General features: G+C 69.0%; 18 protein-coding genes and 2 pseudogenes. 12 read left to right on the top strand and 8 right to left on the bottom strand.

What is annotated here, in order from left to right:
• Window positions 1-49: 49 nt before the first annotated feature.
• Complete coding sequence (locus ACMTAK_RS52185) at window positions 50-715, bottom strand: DUF6262 family protein (protein ID WP_413812699.1); 666 nt, start codon at window positions 713-715, stop codon at window positions 50-52.
• Between ACMTAK_RS52185 and ACMTAK_RS52190 the strand changes: the two genes are divergently transcribed.
• Together ACMTAK_RS52190 and ACMTAK_RS52195 are read left to right on the top strand one after the other, a co-directional pair.
• Window positions 714-1,073, top strand: coding sequence for a UDP binding domain-containing protein (locus tag ACMTAK_RS52190; RefSeq protein ID WP_413812700.1), 360 nt, complete (start codon window positions 714-716; stop codon window positions 1,071-1,073). The two genes, ACMTAK_RS52185 and ACMTAK_RS52190, sit on opposite strands and share 2 nt — an antisense overlap.
• A gap of 145 nt (window positions 1,074-1,218) precedes the next feature.
• The gene (locus ACMTAK_RS52195; protein WP_413812701.1) at window positions 1,219-1,656 is read left to right on the top strand and encodes a GFA family protein; all 438 of its coding nucleotides are present in this window, start codon (window positions 1,219-1,221) and stop codon (window positions 1,654-1,656) included.
• A 38-nt stretch (window positions 1,657-1,694) separates the two neighbouring features.
• Here the strand turns inward: ACMTAK_RS52195 and ACMTAK_RS52200 are convergent, their stop codons facing one another.
• On the bottom strand, window positions 1,695-1,991 hold the full coding sequence (locus ACMTAK_RS52200) for a hypothetical protein (RefSeq protein WP_413812702.1): 297 nt from the start codon (window positions 1,989-1,991) through the stop codon (window positions 1,695-1,697).
• An 88-nt stretch (window positions 1,992-2,079) separates the two neighbouring features.
• On the opposite strand from ACMTAK_RS52200, the gene ACMTAK_RS52205 reads away from it, so the two are divergent.
• From ACMTAK_RS52205 to ACMTAK_RS52220, 4 genes and pseudogenes are all read left to right on the top strand, one after another.
• Window positions 2,080-2,316: a GFA family protein gene (locus ACMTAK_RS52205; RefSeq protein WP_413813257.1), complete on the top strand. Its 237-nt coding sequence runs from the start codon at window positions 2,080-2,082 to the stop codon at window positions 2,314-2,316.
• 422 nt (window positions 2,317-2,738) lie between these two features.
• Window positions 2,739-3,017 (top strand): GFA family protein, encoded by a 279-nt coding sequence (locus tag ACMTAK_RS52210; protein ID WP_413813258.1) that lies wholly within the window; start codon window positions 2,739-2,741, stop codon window positions 3,015-3,017.
• A gap of 381 nt (window positions 3,018-3,398) precedes the next feature.
• Window positions 3,399-3,953, top strand: coding sequence for a hypothetical protein (locus tag ACMTAK_RS52215; protein ID WP_413812703.1), 555 nt, complete (start codon window positions 3,399-3,401; stop codon window positions 3,951-3,953).
• An 80-nt stretch (window positions 3,954-4,033) separates the two neighbouring features.
• Window positions 4,034-4,384 (top strand): annotated as a pseudogene (locus ACMTAK_RS52220) (transposase); the annotation flags it as partial.
• A gap of 192 nt (window positions 4,385-4,576) precedes the next feature.
• Here the strand turns inward: ACMTAK_RS52220 and ACMTAK_RS52225 are convergent.
• Window positions 4,577-5,461, bottom strand: coding sequence for a DNA/RNA non-specific endonuclease (locus tag ACMTAK_RS52225; RefSeq protein ID WP_413812704.1), 885 nt, complete (start codon window positions 5,459-5,461; stop codon window positions 4,577-4,579).
• 236 nt (window positions 5,462-5,697) lie between these two features.
• On the opposite strand from ACMTAK_RS52225, the gene ACMTAK_RS52230 reads away from it, so the two are divergent.
• Window positions 5,698-6,093 carry a peptidase inhibitor family I36 protein gene (locus tag ACMTAK_RS52230; RefSeq protein WP_413812705.1) on the top strand — a complete coding sequence of 132 codons (396 nt, stop codon included), beginning with the start codon at window positions 5,698-5,700 and terminating at the stop codon, window positions 6,091-6,093.
• A gap of 444 nt (window positions 6,094-6,537) precedes the next feature.
• On the opposite strand, the gene ACMTAK_RS52235 is transcribed toward ACMTAK_RS52230, so the two are convergent.
• Window positions 6,538-6,726: a hypothetical protein gene (locus tag ACMTAK_RS52235; RefSeq protein ID WP_413812706.1), complete on the bottom strand. Its 189-nt coding sequence runs from the start codon at window positions 6,724-6,726 to the stop codon at window positions 6,538-6,540.
• Window positions 6,727-7,038: 312 nt separating this feature from the next.
• Between ACMTAK_RS52235 and ACMTAK_RS52240 the strand changes: the two genes are divergently transcribed.
• Window positions 7,039-7,266: a hypothetical protein gene (locus ACMTAK_RS52240; protein ID WP_413812707.1), complete on the top strand. Its 228-nt coding sequence runs from the start codon at window positions 7,039-7,041 to the stop codon at window positions 7,264-7,266.
• Window positions 7,267-7,528: 262 nt separating this feature from the next.
• The gene (locus ACMTAK_RS52245; RefSeq protein ID WP_413812696.1) at window positions 7,529-8,320 is read left to right on the top strand and encodes an IS5 family transposase; all 792 of its coding nucleotides are present in this window, start codon (window positions 7,529-7,531) and stop codon (window positions 8,318-8,320) included.
• Here the strand turns inward: ACMTAK_RS52245 and ACMTAK_RS52250 are convergent.
• The gene (locus tag ACMTAK_RS52250; protein WP_413812695.1) at window positions 8,277-8,810 is read right to left on the bottom strand and encodes a hypothetical protein; all 534 of its coding nucleotides are present in this window, start codon (window positions 8,808-8,810) and stop codon (window positions 8,277-8,279) included. The two genes, ACMTAK_RS52245 and ACMTAK_RS52250, sit on opposite strands and share 44 nt — an antisense overlap.
• Window positions 8,811-9,302: 492 nt before the next feature.
• The gene (locus ACMTAK_RS52255; protein WP_413812708.1) at window positions 9,303-9,527 is read right to left on the bottom strand and encodes a hypothetical protein; all 225 of its coding nucleotides are present in this window, start codon (window positions 9,525-9,527) and stop codon (window positions 9,303-9,305) included.
• A gap of 606 nt (window positions 9,528-10,133) precedes the next feature.
• Between ACMTAK_RS52255 and ACMTAK_RS52260 the strand changes: the two genes are divergently transcribed.
• Window positions 10,134-10,484, top strand: a complete 351-nt coding sequence (locus tag ACMTAK_RS52260) for a hypothetical protein (RefSeq protein ID WP_413813298.1) — start codon at window positions 10,134-10,136, stop codon at window positions 10,482-10,484.
• Here ACMTAK_RS52260 and ACMTAK_RS52265 read toward each other — a convergent pair.
• Window positions 10,397-10,669 (bottom strand): annotated as a pseudogene (locus tag ACMTAK_RS52265) (ATP-binding protein); the annotation flags it as partial. The gene ACMTAK_RS52260 and the pseudogene ACMTAK_RS52265 sit on opposite strands and share 88 nt — an antisense overlap.
• A gap of 821 nt (window positions 10,670-11,490) precedes the next feature.
• On the opposite strand from ACMTAK_RS52265, the gene ACMTAK_RS52270 reads away from it, so the two are divergent.
• Together ACMTAK_RS52270 and ACMTAK_RS52275 are read left to right on the top strand one after the other, a co-directional pair.
• Window positions 11,491-11,829, top strand: coding sequence for a MerR family transcriptional regulator (locus ACMTAK_RS52270; protein ID WP_413812709.1), 339 nt, complete (start codon window positions 11,491-11,493; stop codon window positions 11,827-11,829).
• Between the two features lie 21 nt (window positions 11,830-11,850).
• Window positions 11,851-12,633 (top strand): hypothetical protein, encoded by a 783-nt coding sequence (locus tag ACMTAK_RS52275; RefSeq protein WP_413812710.1) that lies wholly within the window; start codon window positions 11,851-11,853, stop codon window positions 12,631-12,633.
• Here the strand turns inward: ACMTAK_RS52275 and ACMTAK_RS52280 are convergent.
• On the bottom strand, window positions 12,630-12,899 hold the full coding sequence (locus tag ACMTAK_RS52280; protein WP_413812711.1) for a hypothetical protein: 270 nt from the start codon (window positions 12,897-12,899) through the stop codon (window positions 12,630-12,632). The genes ACMTAK_RS52275 and ACMTAK_RS52280 overlap by 4 nt on opposite strands.
• Between the last annotated feature and the right edge of the window lie 50 nt (window positions 12,900-12,949).

The following is a 12,949-nucleotide window of genomic DNA, read 5'->3' on the forward strand; positions in this document are numbered from 1 at the left end:
GCGCCTACGACTTCTGCCCGAGGCGGGCAGCGGCCGGCGCGGGCCCCGATCACCACCCGCGGCTCGACGACGCGCTGCGAGCACTACGGCGTCCGCCCTGCTGGCGGTTGAGCGGAATCGTGCCGTGGGTGGCCTGCGCGGTCATGGTTGTCCCTGTTCGAGAAGTTGGACTTCGAGGGCAGCGATGCGCTTCTCGGCGAACCGAAGGTTGGAGCGGGCGCCTTCGAGTCGCTCCTGCGGAGCGCGATGTTCTTGAGTGACCTGCTGAAGACGGCGCTTGAGGCTGGTGTTCTCGGTTGACGAGGTGCTGGACGGACTCGCCGGGGACCATCTGGTCGAAGTCGCGGAGCCGGCCCATCAGCTCACCGATCTGTTGCCGATCGGCGAAGATCTCCTTCTGCGCCCGGGTGCGTTCGGCCTCCGCATTGAGTGCGCGCTCGCGCCAGGACGCCTCGATCCGCTCGTGTTCCTCATGCGCCTGCCGGTCATGCTGTGTGCGGCAGGCGGCAGTGGCGTTCTGGATGACGGACCGCGCCTCGACGTTCTCGTAACAGAATGTGGCAGACACCCCGGCTCGCTTAGCGATGGCTCGGACGGTCAGGCGTCCGCGTTCGCGGCGGAGTTGGCCGATCGCCGTCTCGACCTGGGTGAGTTTGCGCCGAGTCTGCTCGCGCCGGGCGGCGTTGGCCGCGGTGGAGGTGGGGCCGGAGCTCATGCCGTCTCGCCGTCCTCGTTCTGGCGCGCGAGCTCGCTGGCCCGGAAGGCAGTGCTCCAGACGCGTCCGAAGTAGTCCTGCGGGCGTCGCAGGTCGAGCGTCCGTCACCGATCCGCAGGCACTCGACAACGCCCGCAAGACGCACCCCGAACTCGACTACGTCGAGGACCTCATCGCGGCCGTCCAGGACGCCGACCTGCTGCTGCACCTGACCGAGTGGCCGCAGTACTCCCACGTCGACCCGCACCGCCTCGCCGCACGCACCGCCACTCCGCGCGTCATCGACGGCCGCGGCACCCTGAACACCGACACCTGGCGTGACGCCGGATGGACCGTCCGCGCCTTCGGACGCCCCTGAGTGGCGGTTTCGTCGCCCGGCCGCGTGACGCCTCCGCAATCGGCGCACGCGGCCGGGCCGGAGCCGCCAACAGCGTCCTGGCGGTCGTGGAAGCGATGGCACACTGATCTGCCCAACTTGCCCATCAATCCAGGGAGATCACCCGATGAACGCCACCCCCGCCGGCGCCCAGCGAACCGAACCAGTCGAGGATCGCACCGGTGGGTGCCTCTGTGGTCGCATCCGCTTCACCGCCCAGGGCCCCGCGGGCTTCCCCCACACCTGTGAGTGTGGGCACTGCCAAAAACTCGGTGGCACCCCCGTGATGTGGTGGGTGGGGTTCGCGACCGTCACCTGGACCGGCGAGGGTGGCGAACCGACCTGGTACGAGACCTTCCCTGGTGAGGCGAAGCGCGGCTTCTGCCCGACCTGCGGCAGCCGCGTCGCGGCGATCGACAGCGACATCCCGGATATCGGCATCAACGTCACCGCCCTCGACGACACCAGCGGCGAAGACCTCGTCCCGATCCACGCCTCCTTCCACGACAACGCCGTGGGATGGCTGCCTTCGGTAGCGAAGACCGAGCCCACCACGGCCAGCTGACCGAGAGCCGACGGAAGTCCAAAGCAGTCCAGGGACGCTCAGGGCACTTCAGAAATGCGCGGGGCTACTTCCTGGATGAATTCGGGCTGCCGCCCCACCGAGACGAAAGCAGAAGCGGGAGCCAGAACTTTGGGTTTTCGGGCGGTGCCGGTTTCGACGAGTCTGGGTGCGCGGAGCATCGGGACATCGGTGATGCTTGTGAGCCGCCCGCGAACGGGTCCGTCGAATTCATCGAAGAGGCCCACAACCTGCCTGAAAACACGGGAGAGTTGGGTTTGCAGAAACTGCTCATCCCGTTCGTTGGATGGCCGTCCCGTTCCTTCGACGGCCGCCACCCAGAGGAGGCACAAGACGTGAACACAAGGACTTGACAGGGAAACCTGTGAGTGTGAACATTGCCAGAAACTCGGCGGCACCCCCGTGATGTGGTGGGTGGGCTTTAAGACAATCACCTGGATCGGCGAGGGTGGCGAGCCGACCTGGTACGAGACCTTCCCCGGCGAGGCGAAGCGTGGCTTCTGCCCGACCTGCGGCAGCCGCGTCGCGGCGATCGACAACACCAGCGGCGAAGACCTCGTCCCGATCCACGCGTCCTTCCACGACAACGCCGTGCGTTGGCTGCCCTCGGTGGCGCAGACAGAGCCCAGCGCGACCGGCTGACCCGAGACAGTCCAGGGACGCTCCGGGCACTTCAATACGCGTAGGGCTACTTCCTCGACGAATTCGTACTGCCGTCCCCACCGAGGTGCGAAAGGGGAAGTGAGAGTCAGGGCTTTGAGTTTTCGGGCGGTGCCGGTTTCGAGGAATCTAAGTGCGCCGAGAGTCGGGGCATCGTGGATGAACTGCGAGCCGCTCGCGAATGGGCTTACCGATTTCATCGAAGCGGCCCTCAACGCACCTGTAAGCACGGCAGAATTGGCCTTACAGGAACTGCTCATCCCATCCGTCAGATGGTCGTTTCAGTCCTTCGGCGGCCACGCCCGCGCGCCACCACGAAGAGGGGGCACAAGACGTGAACACAAGGACTTGACAGGGAAACCTGTGTCTGCCGCCACTGTCAAAAGCTCGGCGGCACACCAGTGATGTGGTGGGTGGGTTTCGAGACGGTCACCTGGACTGGTGAGGGCGGCGATCCAACCTGGTACGAGACCTTCGAAGGCAAGGCGAAACGCGGCTTCTGCGCGACCTGCGGCAGTCGTCTCGCGGCGATCGACAGCGACATCCCAGAGATTGGCATCAACGTCACCGCCCTCGACGACACCAGCGGCCCAGACCTCGTGCCAATCCAAGCATCCTTCCGCGACAACGCCGTGCACTGGCTGCCCCCGGTGCCGGAGACCGAGCACAGCACGGCCGGTTGACCGCCCATCCACTGGTCGGCAACGTCACCTGCTCCCTCGATGACCCCGGCCGACATCCCTTTCTGGCCCTCGAGCAGGGCGTGAAATCCCGAGCCGGGCCCGCCGCGGGACATGCTCAGCGGGGACGACGGAGAACTCTGCGAGAGCCGTGTGGCAGTCCAGGGGGGTGCTCAATCAGAGCGACTCCAACGCCAGATAGTGCTGGGATACGTCTTCCCGACGTTCCCGTTGCTGTGTGCGTTCCCGTTCGCTGGCCGCGTCCCGCTGTCGGGCGTCGGCGGCCTGCTGATCGCGTCGCTCTAGTACTCCAGCTGTAGATCGCGATCTTGACTGATCAAAATTCGATCGCACGAGAAAGAGGTGAGCTGCCAGGCTGTGGCCATGGATGATGCCGAGGTGCTGCTCATCGGGGGAAGGGCCGGGGTTGGCAAGACGAGTGTGGGGTGGGAGGTTTCGGCGTTGCTGCGGGGCGCTGCGGTTCCTCATGCGGTCATCGATGGTGACTTCATGGGCCAGGTGCATCCGGCTCCGGAGGGAGATCCGCACTGTGCGGAGATCACCGAGAGCAACCTGACTGCCGTGTGGGCGAACTACGCTAAGCGCGGTTACCGGCATTTGGTCTACACGAACACGCTGAGCGTGGTGCCCGAGGCGACCGGCATGTTCGAGCGGGCCATGGGCTGCCAAGTGCGGATCGTGAGAGTTCTACTCACGGCCACCGACGCCACTACGCGTGCACGGCTGGAGCGCCGGGAACTGGGCTCGGAGCTGGAGACGGAGTGGGAGAGCAGTACGCGTAAGGCGCGGTTGCTGGATCAGCGGACTCCTGCGGATGCGGTGAGGGTCGCGACGGACGGGCGGACTGTCTCGGACATCGCGCGCGAGGTGGTCGCCGCCACCGGCTGGATCGGACAGCACCCCACAGCCAGGCCGTGATCATGCATGTCGACCGGTCCGGAGATGGCCGCTGCCACCGGTGATTATCGGTGTGTGAAGACAGAAGATCAGCCGGTGGCCGCAGGTCACAGCAACTCTCTGCCGGTGTCGGAGCCAAAGGACACCGCTTCTACGACTGGGCCCTGGCCGACATCGCCGACGACCAGCCCGACCACCACCATCTGCTCGTGCGCCGCAACCGGCGCACCGGCGAACTCGCCTTCGACCGCTGCTCAGCGACCCAGATGCCGCTGTCCACCCTGGTGCAGGTTGCCGGACGCAGATGGACTGTCGAAAAGACCTTCCAGTCCGGCAAGGGACTGGCCGGGCTGGACGAACACCAGGTCCGAGGCTGGACGTCCTGGCACCGCTGGGTCACTCTCGCGATGCTCGCCCATGCCTTTCTCGCCGTCGTCCGCGCCGACGAATACACGACCGCTGGACGAGCGGTCCGCAGGAGGTCGAGTTCTGCCGCTGACCGTCCTCGGGTCCTCGTTGGGTCTCGTACGCGGAGAGCGCGGCCCATACCTGGGTATTTGGTTGACGGCTGGAGACGGCCGCGCTGGATCGGTGGCTGGCCAGTGGGCTGGGGAGGCCGGGATCGCTTGGCCCATCAGCCAGGCTCATGAGGTGGGCATGGTGATGTCGTTGTAGGACTCCAGGAGGGTCCAGGGCCGTGCTGCGCGCATTCCGGTGGGGAGCCGGTCGGCGGTCGGCAGTGGGCCCAGGTCCAGGCCGGTGAGGTGGGCGATATCAACCACAGGTACCTGGAATGTGCGAAAAGCGCCGAGCGGCGGAGGATCTCCTGCTCGCGCGGCCTCCGCCATTGCTTGGGCAGCGGCGCCTTTGGTGAGGTCGGGGCTCTGGTCGAGGACATAGCCGGTGGCCGCCAGGTCCCCGTCCTGCATGAAAGCAGCGATTTTCCAAAATCGCAGCGGTACCTGGATGCCCCGGTAGGGCGGATCGGAGTCCTCGAGCACCGGCCCGGTGAAGACCGTCAGCTTGCGGTCGAAGTTCTCGGCGTGCTCGAGCAGGAAGTTCTCGAGCCCCTGCCAGAGCTTTCTGCCCTGGTTGAACACGTTCATCTGGGGTGCCGAGTTGGTGTAGTGGAACGTGTCGTCGTTCGCCTTGGGCGCATCGGGACCCCATACGGGGTCAAGGCGGCGGACCAGGTGCCCTTTGTCCAGCGGGTTGTCCCTGTAGATGAGGTGGCCGGCCTGCTGGGCCTCGGGGAGGCGGGGGTCGAAGCGCCACTCGTCCTCGCGCGGCACGTCGATGAGGCGGGCGCCGTCGATGATGACGGCGGTTGCCGCGGCCAGCCGCCGGTCCGGGCGGAAGACGACGGTGAAGTTGGCGTAGGGGAGGACGACCGTTTCGATGCCCGAATCGGCAAGCGCGGGCAGCGGTACAGCCGGTCCCAGGAAGCGGTCGTCGTAGCCCTTGCGGTTCGCCAGGGATTCGCGGCCGGCGCTCTCCGTGTTCGGCTGAGGGTCGGGGTGAGTGGCCATGTCGTTGTCGTACCGCACCGGCCTGGCCCATACGCTGGAGCGAGGTGCGGACTCACCCGGATGCTCGAGAGCAGACTCGAAATGCGACCAGCCCCAACCGCCATCTGGTGCACAGCGGCAGGCAACACCGTGTTCTCGCATCCCAGCTTTATCAGGGCCACGCGTGTTTCCGCCCGATCGCGTGGTTTTGTCTCCCGACGCCCTCGTGAGTGCGGCCGTGGCCTTTCACTGTGGGCATGAACTATCTCTCCCGCGGTCTCGTGGCCGCCGCTCTGACCGTGCCTCTTTTGACCGCGATGGCTCCCGCTGCCGCGTCGGCGACCGCGGCGTCGGCAGAGATTGACTGCCCCGATGGCTACGTGTGCATCTACCCCGAGATCGGCTTCGGCGGCCAGCCGTGGGTGAAGCGGGCCGTCGACGGCAGCGTGAAGGACCTACCCTCCGCCATCCGCGACCGCGGCAGCTCAGTGCGGAACAACTCCGGCCGCACCGCACGCGTCTACGAGAAGCGCAACTACTCCGGCCGGTGGGTATGCGTCACCAAGAGCGGCGGATCAATCCACGACCTGCGCGGCTACAACCTCAACGACCAGACCCGCTCCCTGCGTATCAACCGCAACGACTGCGGCTGACCCTCTCACGGGTCGCCGCGCTGCGCAGGGCACGCCTCGGCTCCTCAGGAGCAGCTGGCCGGTGCGGGAGATCGGCGTCGCCCCGCTCTCCGGCCGCCCCGTCTACGAGCCCGCGCCGCCCTGCCTCGCCGCCGAGCCGGCCGGCCCGACCGGGCGGCCCTGCCCGCCTAACGTCCGGAGGGGCGGCACTCCGCCCAGTGCGGTCAGCAGCCGCCGGCCCCAGGCGCGCGCCCGTCCGCGTCCTCGCCGGCCTCGGCCAGCGTCGCCGCCCAGCGCCGGGCCACCGCCGGGCCCGCCTCGCAGGCGCCGATCCCGTCCAGCAGCGCCCCGGGCAGCTCCGCCGAGGACCGGGCGCACAGCAGGTGGTACGTCTCCTCCAGGCGTGGTGTGCACCAGGCGTCCCGCTTCCAGCGCCCATCCGGGGCGGTGTCCTCCTCCGCAGCCTCACGCCGGCGGGCGAAGGGCCCCGGCCAATCGGAGGTGACCCTCGGCCCACCGCCGCGGTGAGGTGTTCCGCTGAAGCCGCAGCATGGTCGCGCGTACGACCTCGTGGTAGTGGGCCGATCCGGCGTGCTCGGTCACGAAGGGCAGCGACCGCAGCCAGCCGAACAGCTCCGCCGCGTCCTTGTCCACCGCCGCCCGGAACACATCGTCGTCGAGCCGGCGCGGCAGCGCGCCCGCGAGCGTGGCGGACTGGGTCGTCCTCCCACTTCAGAATCCGTTCCACTGCCGTGGCACTGGGGTCGTCCACCGTGCCCGGGTTCGCGGCCAGGGTGGACACCAGGGGGGACCGGCAACCGGACGGAGAGCCGCAGCACATCGCGGACCACCCCCTCGTCGGTGACCCCCTCGTCCCGCCGGAGCAGCCGGGCCAACACGGCGCCGTGCCGCCGGGATGGTGGTGAGGGTTCCGCCGATCTTCGCCTTCGTGATCGGGGTGGTCGGGTGGTCGGTGAAGTACTGCTGCACTTCGTCGAACGAGGCGGTGCCGCCCAGGTCGGTGATCCGGCGCAGCACCGCGCGGGCCCCGGGCATCAGCGAGGCGATCACCTGGAAGAGCGTCTGCTCGCTCCAGCCCTCCTGGATGTCGTCGCCGTTGAGGTCCTGCGGGTGGGGGACGCGGGTCGAGGGCTGGTGTTCCGGCCGGTCGGCAGGGCCGACGGGACTCAGTAGCTGTTGTCGTTCCGATCTTGAGGGGTGCGCGTCGAACGGGAGTCTCGATCGGGTGATCGCCGCTGGCCGCGGGCATGAAGGCAGGGCCTCTTGGTAGCTCGGGGTTGCGAAGCCAACCGAGATCCAGGAGACCCTGTTGCCGCAGTTCTACGTCCTCGCGCCGGTGGAGTTCAACTCGGCGTCTCCGTCGTGTGATTGTGTCGCCCACCGGTTCGGAAACGCAGCCGATCACCCGGAACGTGTTCGGCGGTATCCGTCGGACATGACGGACGCGGAATGGGAGACGGTCCGGCCGCTGCTGCCGGTGCCGGCCTGGCTGCGCGGCCGGGGCGGGCGGCCGGAGGCGTACTGCCACCGCGTGATGCTGGACGCGATCCGCTACCTCGTGGACAACGGAATCAAATGGCGCGGTATGCCGGTCGACTTTCCGCCGTGGGACCGGGTGTATGCGTTCTTCCGCCGCTGGCGCGACCACGGGCTGGTCAAGGAGTTCCACGACCGGCTGCGCGGGCAGGTCCGCGTAACGCTGGGCCGCGACGCGGCACCGACGGCCGGTGTGATCGACTCGCAATCGGTCAAGGCGGACGCCGTCGTCGGTGCCGACAGCCGGGGGTTCGACGGCGGCAAGCTGGTCAACGGCCGTAAGCGGCACGTCGTGGTCGACACGCTCGGGCTGCTGCTGGGCGTCATGGTCACCGCCGCGGACACCGGCGACCGCACCGCCGCCCACGTGCTGCTCGGGCAGGTCGCCGACGTGCACCACCGGCTGGAACTGGTCTGGGCCGACGGCGGCTACACCGGCGGCCTCGTCGCCTACTGCCTCACCACGCTCGCGCTGGTCCTGGCGATCGTGAAACGCAGCGACGACATGCGCGGCTTCGTGGTGCTGCCCAAGCGATGGATCGTCGAGCGGTTCTTCGCCCATCTGATGCGCACCCGCCGTCTGGTGCGCGACTTCGAACGCCGCACCGCCAGCGCCGAGGCGATGGTCTACTGGTCGATGATCCTGCTCATGACGCGCCGTCTTGCCCGGCCGGGCCCTGGGCGAGGGTGAACCGGCCCGGCTGCCGCTCGGCCAGCCAGCCCCGCGCGACCAGGCGTTTCGCCTTCGACCGCAGCGCCTCCACCGTGGCCGGCACCGCGTCCAGACTGAACACCACCGCCAACTCCTGGCAGGTCAGCGGCCCTCGATGGAGCCGGTGCCGGTCCGCGAGGGCGGTGAGGATGCGCTGATAGTCCACCGACAGTACCGACCAGGCCAGCCCCTCACGCCACACCGGCACCTGCGACTTCGGCTTCGCCGCCTGCCTGGGCGCCGAGCGCGCGTCCGCGTCCCGTGGGCCGGGAACGGCCTCCTCATCAGCGATGTTGTCGTCCGGAGCCAGGACGGTGCCCACTCGCCTGCGGGCGATCGCCCACTCCTGCCATTCCTGCTCGGCCGCTGCCAGCTCGGCCTGGATGCGATCGGCTTCCTCACGCAATCCGTCGACCCGACGGCGAGCGGCGAGCTCGTGCTGTTCCAGCAGTCCGACGACCGACGGCATCCGCAACCTCCCGGGGAGCGACGACATGACACGCCACCACTCCCACCGAATCACCCACCCCATTCCTGACCAGCGAAAACGCCGCCCTCAGATTCGGAACGACAACAGCCACTAAGACTGCTCGCGGGCGCCGGACAGGCGGCGGTCGATGGCGGAGGGAGCCATGTAGGTGTCCGGCCTCCATCCGGGCTGGACCCACAGCCATTCCACGAACACGGTCAGGGAGCCGGAGGCGATGGCGGCGACCGGCAGCTCGAGCAGGGCGGGGAACTGCTCCCACTGTTTCCAGCCGGCGGCGTAGCCGTCGGTGGTGTTCTCTCGGTCGCAGGTTCAGGTCGTGCCGGGCGGAGCGTTCCTCCAACTCGGCGAGCTTGGCCCGGACCTCGGGGCTGAGCGCCGCGGCGCCGGCCGGGCGGGCCGTCGCCGGGAGCACCGCCGAAGGCTCGATGACCTGCCCGGCCCTCTCCTGGCTGCTGGTCGAGGTCGTCCACGTCACGTCCCCTTGCGGGTGGCCCACTCCGGGCGGGGCTCGTCGTGGTAGGGGTGGGTGACGACGCCCCAGGCGGCGAGGTCACGGGCGAACCACAGGGAGGATCTGTGGGGCAGGTGGGCGCAGGCGGAGGGGGCTTCCCGGAGGTACCAGGACACCCCCAGCAGGGAGCGGGCCTCCCAGGCGGAGGAGAAGGTGCCGTTGACGCGCTGGTAGCGGTAGACCATGCCGCAGACGGTCCCGTTGTGCTCGACCAGCCACCGGTGCCGTTCGACATCCCCCTCCCGCTGAATCAGCGTCCAGCCGGGCCCCAGCCGGGCCGAGCGGTCCAGGACCTTGATCCGAGGGCGGGCGAGGTCGGCGTCCAGGCGCTGCCGGGCGGCGCCGGGGGCGGCCTCGGCGCGGGCGAGGCAGGCGGGGCAGCGCAGCCAGTCGCCGCCGAGGGAGTCGGTGCGGGCCGCGGCGGGCGCGGTCGTCGCCGAGTGTGACGTCCGAGCCCTCCGCCCGCAGCCTCTCGCGCAGTTCCCCCGGGAGCAGGGAGTCGTCCACCACCAGCTCCCGGCCGTCCGGTCCGGTCACCGAGCGCCGGATCTACTTCCAGGCGCCGTACACCGAGGTGGAGGAGATCATGCGCAGGGCGGACGTCCGGGAGGACATCGCGCTCGACTGCCTGGGCAAGGCCATCCCCTACTACCTGTCCAGCTGCCTGAAGGAGCGGGACCCCAATGGCGGCCGGAACCTGACCAGCTTCCTCGTGCCCATCGCTCTGGCTTCTTCCGGGACGCCTACCGTCGGTGGGCCACCGGCCACCGGCCACCGGCCGCCGGCGGCGCATGCGCGAGATCCTGGGGCCCAACACGATCCCGGTGTACGACGCCGAGTGGGAGATGTGGGAGCTGGTCCCCGCGCCCGGGCCCGAGGAGCAGACCGTGCTCCGGGAGGCGTTGGGCACCATCCTGGCGCAGGCGTCGATGGAGGAGCGCGCGGTCTGCGAGGCGATCCTCACCACCGTGGCCACCCAGGAGGTGATCGCGCAGCAGCTCGGAACGACGCGGAAATCGGTCGAGCGGCGTCTGAACAGGGTCCGGCGCCGCGCCGGGGTGCGCATGCGCGGCGCATGCGAGCTGGGGTCGTCGACAGCCACCTCGATGGTGTCGGGGTGGGCGGCCAGGCGGAGGGTATAGGTGCCGCCGCCGTGGCGTAGGGCGTTGGTGACGAGTTCGGAGACGACCAGGACGGCGGTGTCGGCCGCTTCTGGGTCGACGGTCGGCTGCCGGAGGGCTTCGAGGAAGGCCCGGGCGGTCTCGCGCGCGTCGGCGACGGCGGTCGCGGAGCGGATGGTCGTGGCGCCGACGCACATCGTGTCCATCAGGTTCACCCTGGCCTCTGGCTCGTCAATGCCCGGTCCTGCCTACCCGTCCCTCGTGCCCCGCCCAGCGCCCCTTAACCCGGCAGGGTCCTATTACCTCACCGTCGAACACGCGGAAATCTATGTCGGCCGGAGTAGACATTGGGTGGTGCTGTGGTTATGGTTTCTCTCGTAGCCGAGATCAGCAAGGCCCGGCAGAGATGAACTGCCGGGCAGCAGTACACGCAGTTGCAGTGCGCAGGACGGTGCGGTGGTGGAGTTCCGAAGCCAGAGTGGTTGCAGGACGGCGACGGGACTGACGACCGGACCGGGTGGCCCGCAGTGATCAGGGGCCGCCGTGAGCAGTACCCAGCAGTGAAGGGTGAGCAGCACCTCGGTGAAGGCGTCGGCTGCGGACGCGCGCACCGGGAAGTTCGGCAGTGGGGTTCTAAGCCAGAGCAGACGCAGGACGGGCGACGGGGCTGGCTGCCGAAGAGTGGCGCTCTCACAGGCCACAGAGCAGTTCGCATCACCAGCAGTACGCAGGAGAGCAGTACCAGCAGTAGGTAAGTGATTGATCCTAGAGGGAACAAACGGAGGAGCCAGGCACCATCAGGATCGCCCGGGCGGAATCACTGAGCTCGGGTACCGCAGGACATCGATAGTGAGGTGGTCTCCGGTCAAGCAACCGCGATCCCCGCACCCCCGACAGCATTCAGGTCGGGTCTGCGGAAACAGAAGGCCGGCGCAGTACCAAGGTCGGCAGATGGTGTAGCAGTTCCTTCGGGGCCCTGGTGCCATATGGCACCAGGGCCCCTCCAAGCGTTCTACAGAGAGGTGCAATGACAGCAGACGACTCGTACGACCGTCTCGATGACGACGACTACCCCGCCTACACCATGGGCCGGGCCGCCGACATGCTTGGCACCACCCAGGGCTTCCTCCGCGCCATCGGCGAAGCCCGCCTCATCACCCCACTCCGCTCCGAGGGCGGCCACCGCCGCTACTCCCGTTACCAGCTGCGCATCGCCGCCCGCGCCCGGGAACTCGTCGACCAGGGCACCCCCATCGAGGCCGCCTGCCGCATCATCATCCTCGAAGACCAGCTCGAAGAAGCCCAGCGCATCAACGCCGAATACCGCCGGGCCGCCGAATCGGCGATTCCAGCGGCCCCGGCCTGAGACGGCTGGGACCTGCGGCTTTTGTCAAGTACTTCAGCCTTTGCCCTGGTTGACGGCGATGATCGGCAGGAGTGTCGCGGTCGCCGGAACGCCGATCTCGCGGGGCGTCGTCCCGGCCGGCGTGGGAACGTCGACCAGTCGTTCCAGCAGCTGGTCGAGCGCGGCCCGGCCGTCGTCGACGGCGGCGCGTTCGGCGTCGCTGAGCGGGACGCTGGCCTCCTCAAGGAAGAGGCCCTCGACCCGTACCTGCGGCTCGCGGAGTCCGGCGCGCTGCGGACCCGGATGGTCGACGGGCGGCGCCCGCCGACGTCGGAGGCAACGAACGAGATCCGCCGGCGCGTGGACATACTGCGCGACGCGCTCGGCCTGCCCGCGCTGCTGCTCGGCGGCGGCGCACTGCCGTTGCAGCCCACCCCGGCCTTCGGTGACCTCGCGGCCCTGCGCCGCCAGCTCGACCAGGACCTCGCCGGGCACATGCTGCCCGGCCCGATCCGGCTGACCGCCGTGCTCGCCCTGGTCCTCGATGCGGCCCTGCGGTCCGGTGAACTGGTGGCCCTGCGCCTGGACGACTTCACCGCGGGCAACACCGCGGTGTACGTCGAGCGCCACCCGCAGCGCGGTGGCGGCGACCAGGACGGCGAGGGCGAGCACATCGAGCTGTCGCCGCTGACCCGGGCCGCGCTGGAACGCTGGCTGCCGGTCCGCGCGGAGCTAGCTGTTCTGCCCACAGAGGTTGGTGACGGCGCGCTGCAGCTGGGCGGCTCAGCTTCGGTCATGCGGGCTCGGCCTTCCCTCGGCTGCTAGGCGGTGGGCGGGCTGACCGTGACGCCGGCGATGATGAGGTCGATGCCGGCCAGGAACTGCGCGCGGTCGTCGTGGTCGAGTCCTTGGTCGGCGTGCGGGATCTGCCAGTGGAGACAGCGGCCGTCGTACGGGCGGCGATCGACCGGATGGTGCAGGACGGCACCGTGCCGGCGGACGAGGACGAGGTCGCGGCCCTGGTGCGGGCTGATGAGCTGTCGGCGCGGCGGTGGGCGTGCGAGGTCGAGGACTGCGACGGGCTGCCTCATGCGGGGTGGCTGCATCACCATGCCCGTGCGGCGCAGCGGCGGCCGTTGTG

This window comes from Streptomyces lacaronensis, from assembly GCF_047337785.1.
Taxonomy (GTDB): domain Bacteria; phylum Actinomycetota; class Actinomycetes; order Streptomycetales; family Streptomycetaceae; genus Streptomyces; species Streptomyces lycopersici.

Bases quoted from the DNA above. Each gene is read 5' to 3' on its own strand.
- ACMTAK_RS52190 (WP_413812700.1), top strand. From the start codon at position 714: ATGCCGTCTCGCCGTCCTCGTTCTGGCGCGCGAGCTCGCTGGCCCGGA.
- ACMTAK_RS52185 (WP_413812699.1), bottom strand. From the start codon at position 715: ATGAGCTCCGGCCCCACCTCCACCGCGGCCAACGCCGCCCGGCGCGAG.
- ACMTAK_RS52195 (WP_413812701.1), top strand. From the start codon at position 1,219: ATGAACGCCACCCCCGCCGGCGCCCAGCGAACCGAACCAGTCGAGGAT.
- ACMTAK_RS52205 (WP_413813257.1), top strand. From the start codon at position 2,080: ATGTGGTGGGTGGGCTTTAAGACAATCACCTGGATCGGCGAGGGTGGC.
- ACMTAK_RS52210 (WP_413813258.1), top strand. From the start codon at position 2,739: ATGTGGTGGGTGGGTTTCGAGACGGTCACCTGGACTGGTGAGGGCGGC.
- ACMTAK_RS52215 (WP_413812703.1), top strand. From the start codon at position 3,399: ATGGATGATGCCGAGGTGCTGCTCATCGGGGGAAGGGCCGGGGTTGGC.
- ACMTAK_RS52225 (WP_413812704.1), bottom strand. From the start codon at position 5,461: ATGGCCACTCACCCCGACCCTCAGCCGAACACGGAGAGCGCCGGCCGC.
- ACMTAK_RS52230 (WP_413812705.1), top strand. From the start codon at position 5,698: ATGAACTATCTCTCCCGCGGTCTCGTGGCCGCCGCTCTGACCGTGCCT.
- ACMTAK_RS52245 (WP_413812696.1), top strand. From the start codon at position 7,529: ATGACGGACGCGGAATGGGAGACGGTCCGGCCGCTGCTGCCGGTGCCG.
- ACMTAK_RS52250 (WP_413812695.1), bottom strand. From the start codon at position 8,810: ATGCCGTCGGTCGTCGGACTGCTGGAACAGCACGAGCTCGCCGCTCGC.
- ACMTAK_RS52255 (WP_413812708.1), bottom strand. From the start codon at position 9,527: ATGGTCTACCGCTACCAGCGCGTCAACGGCACCTTCTCCTCCGCCTGG.
- ACMTAK_RS52260 (WP_413813298.1), top strand. From the start codon at position 10,134: ATGCGCGAGATCCTGGGGCCCAACACGATCCCGGTGTACGACGCCGAG.
- ACMTAK_RS52270 (WP_413812709.1), top strand. From the start codon at position 11,491: ATGACAGCAGACGACTCGTACGACCGTCTCGATGACGACGACTACCCC.
- ACMTAK_RS52280 (WP_413812711.1), bottom strand. From the start codon at position 12,899: ATGAGGCAGCCCGTCGCAGTCCTCGACCTCGCACGCCCACCGCCGCGC.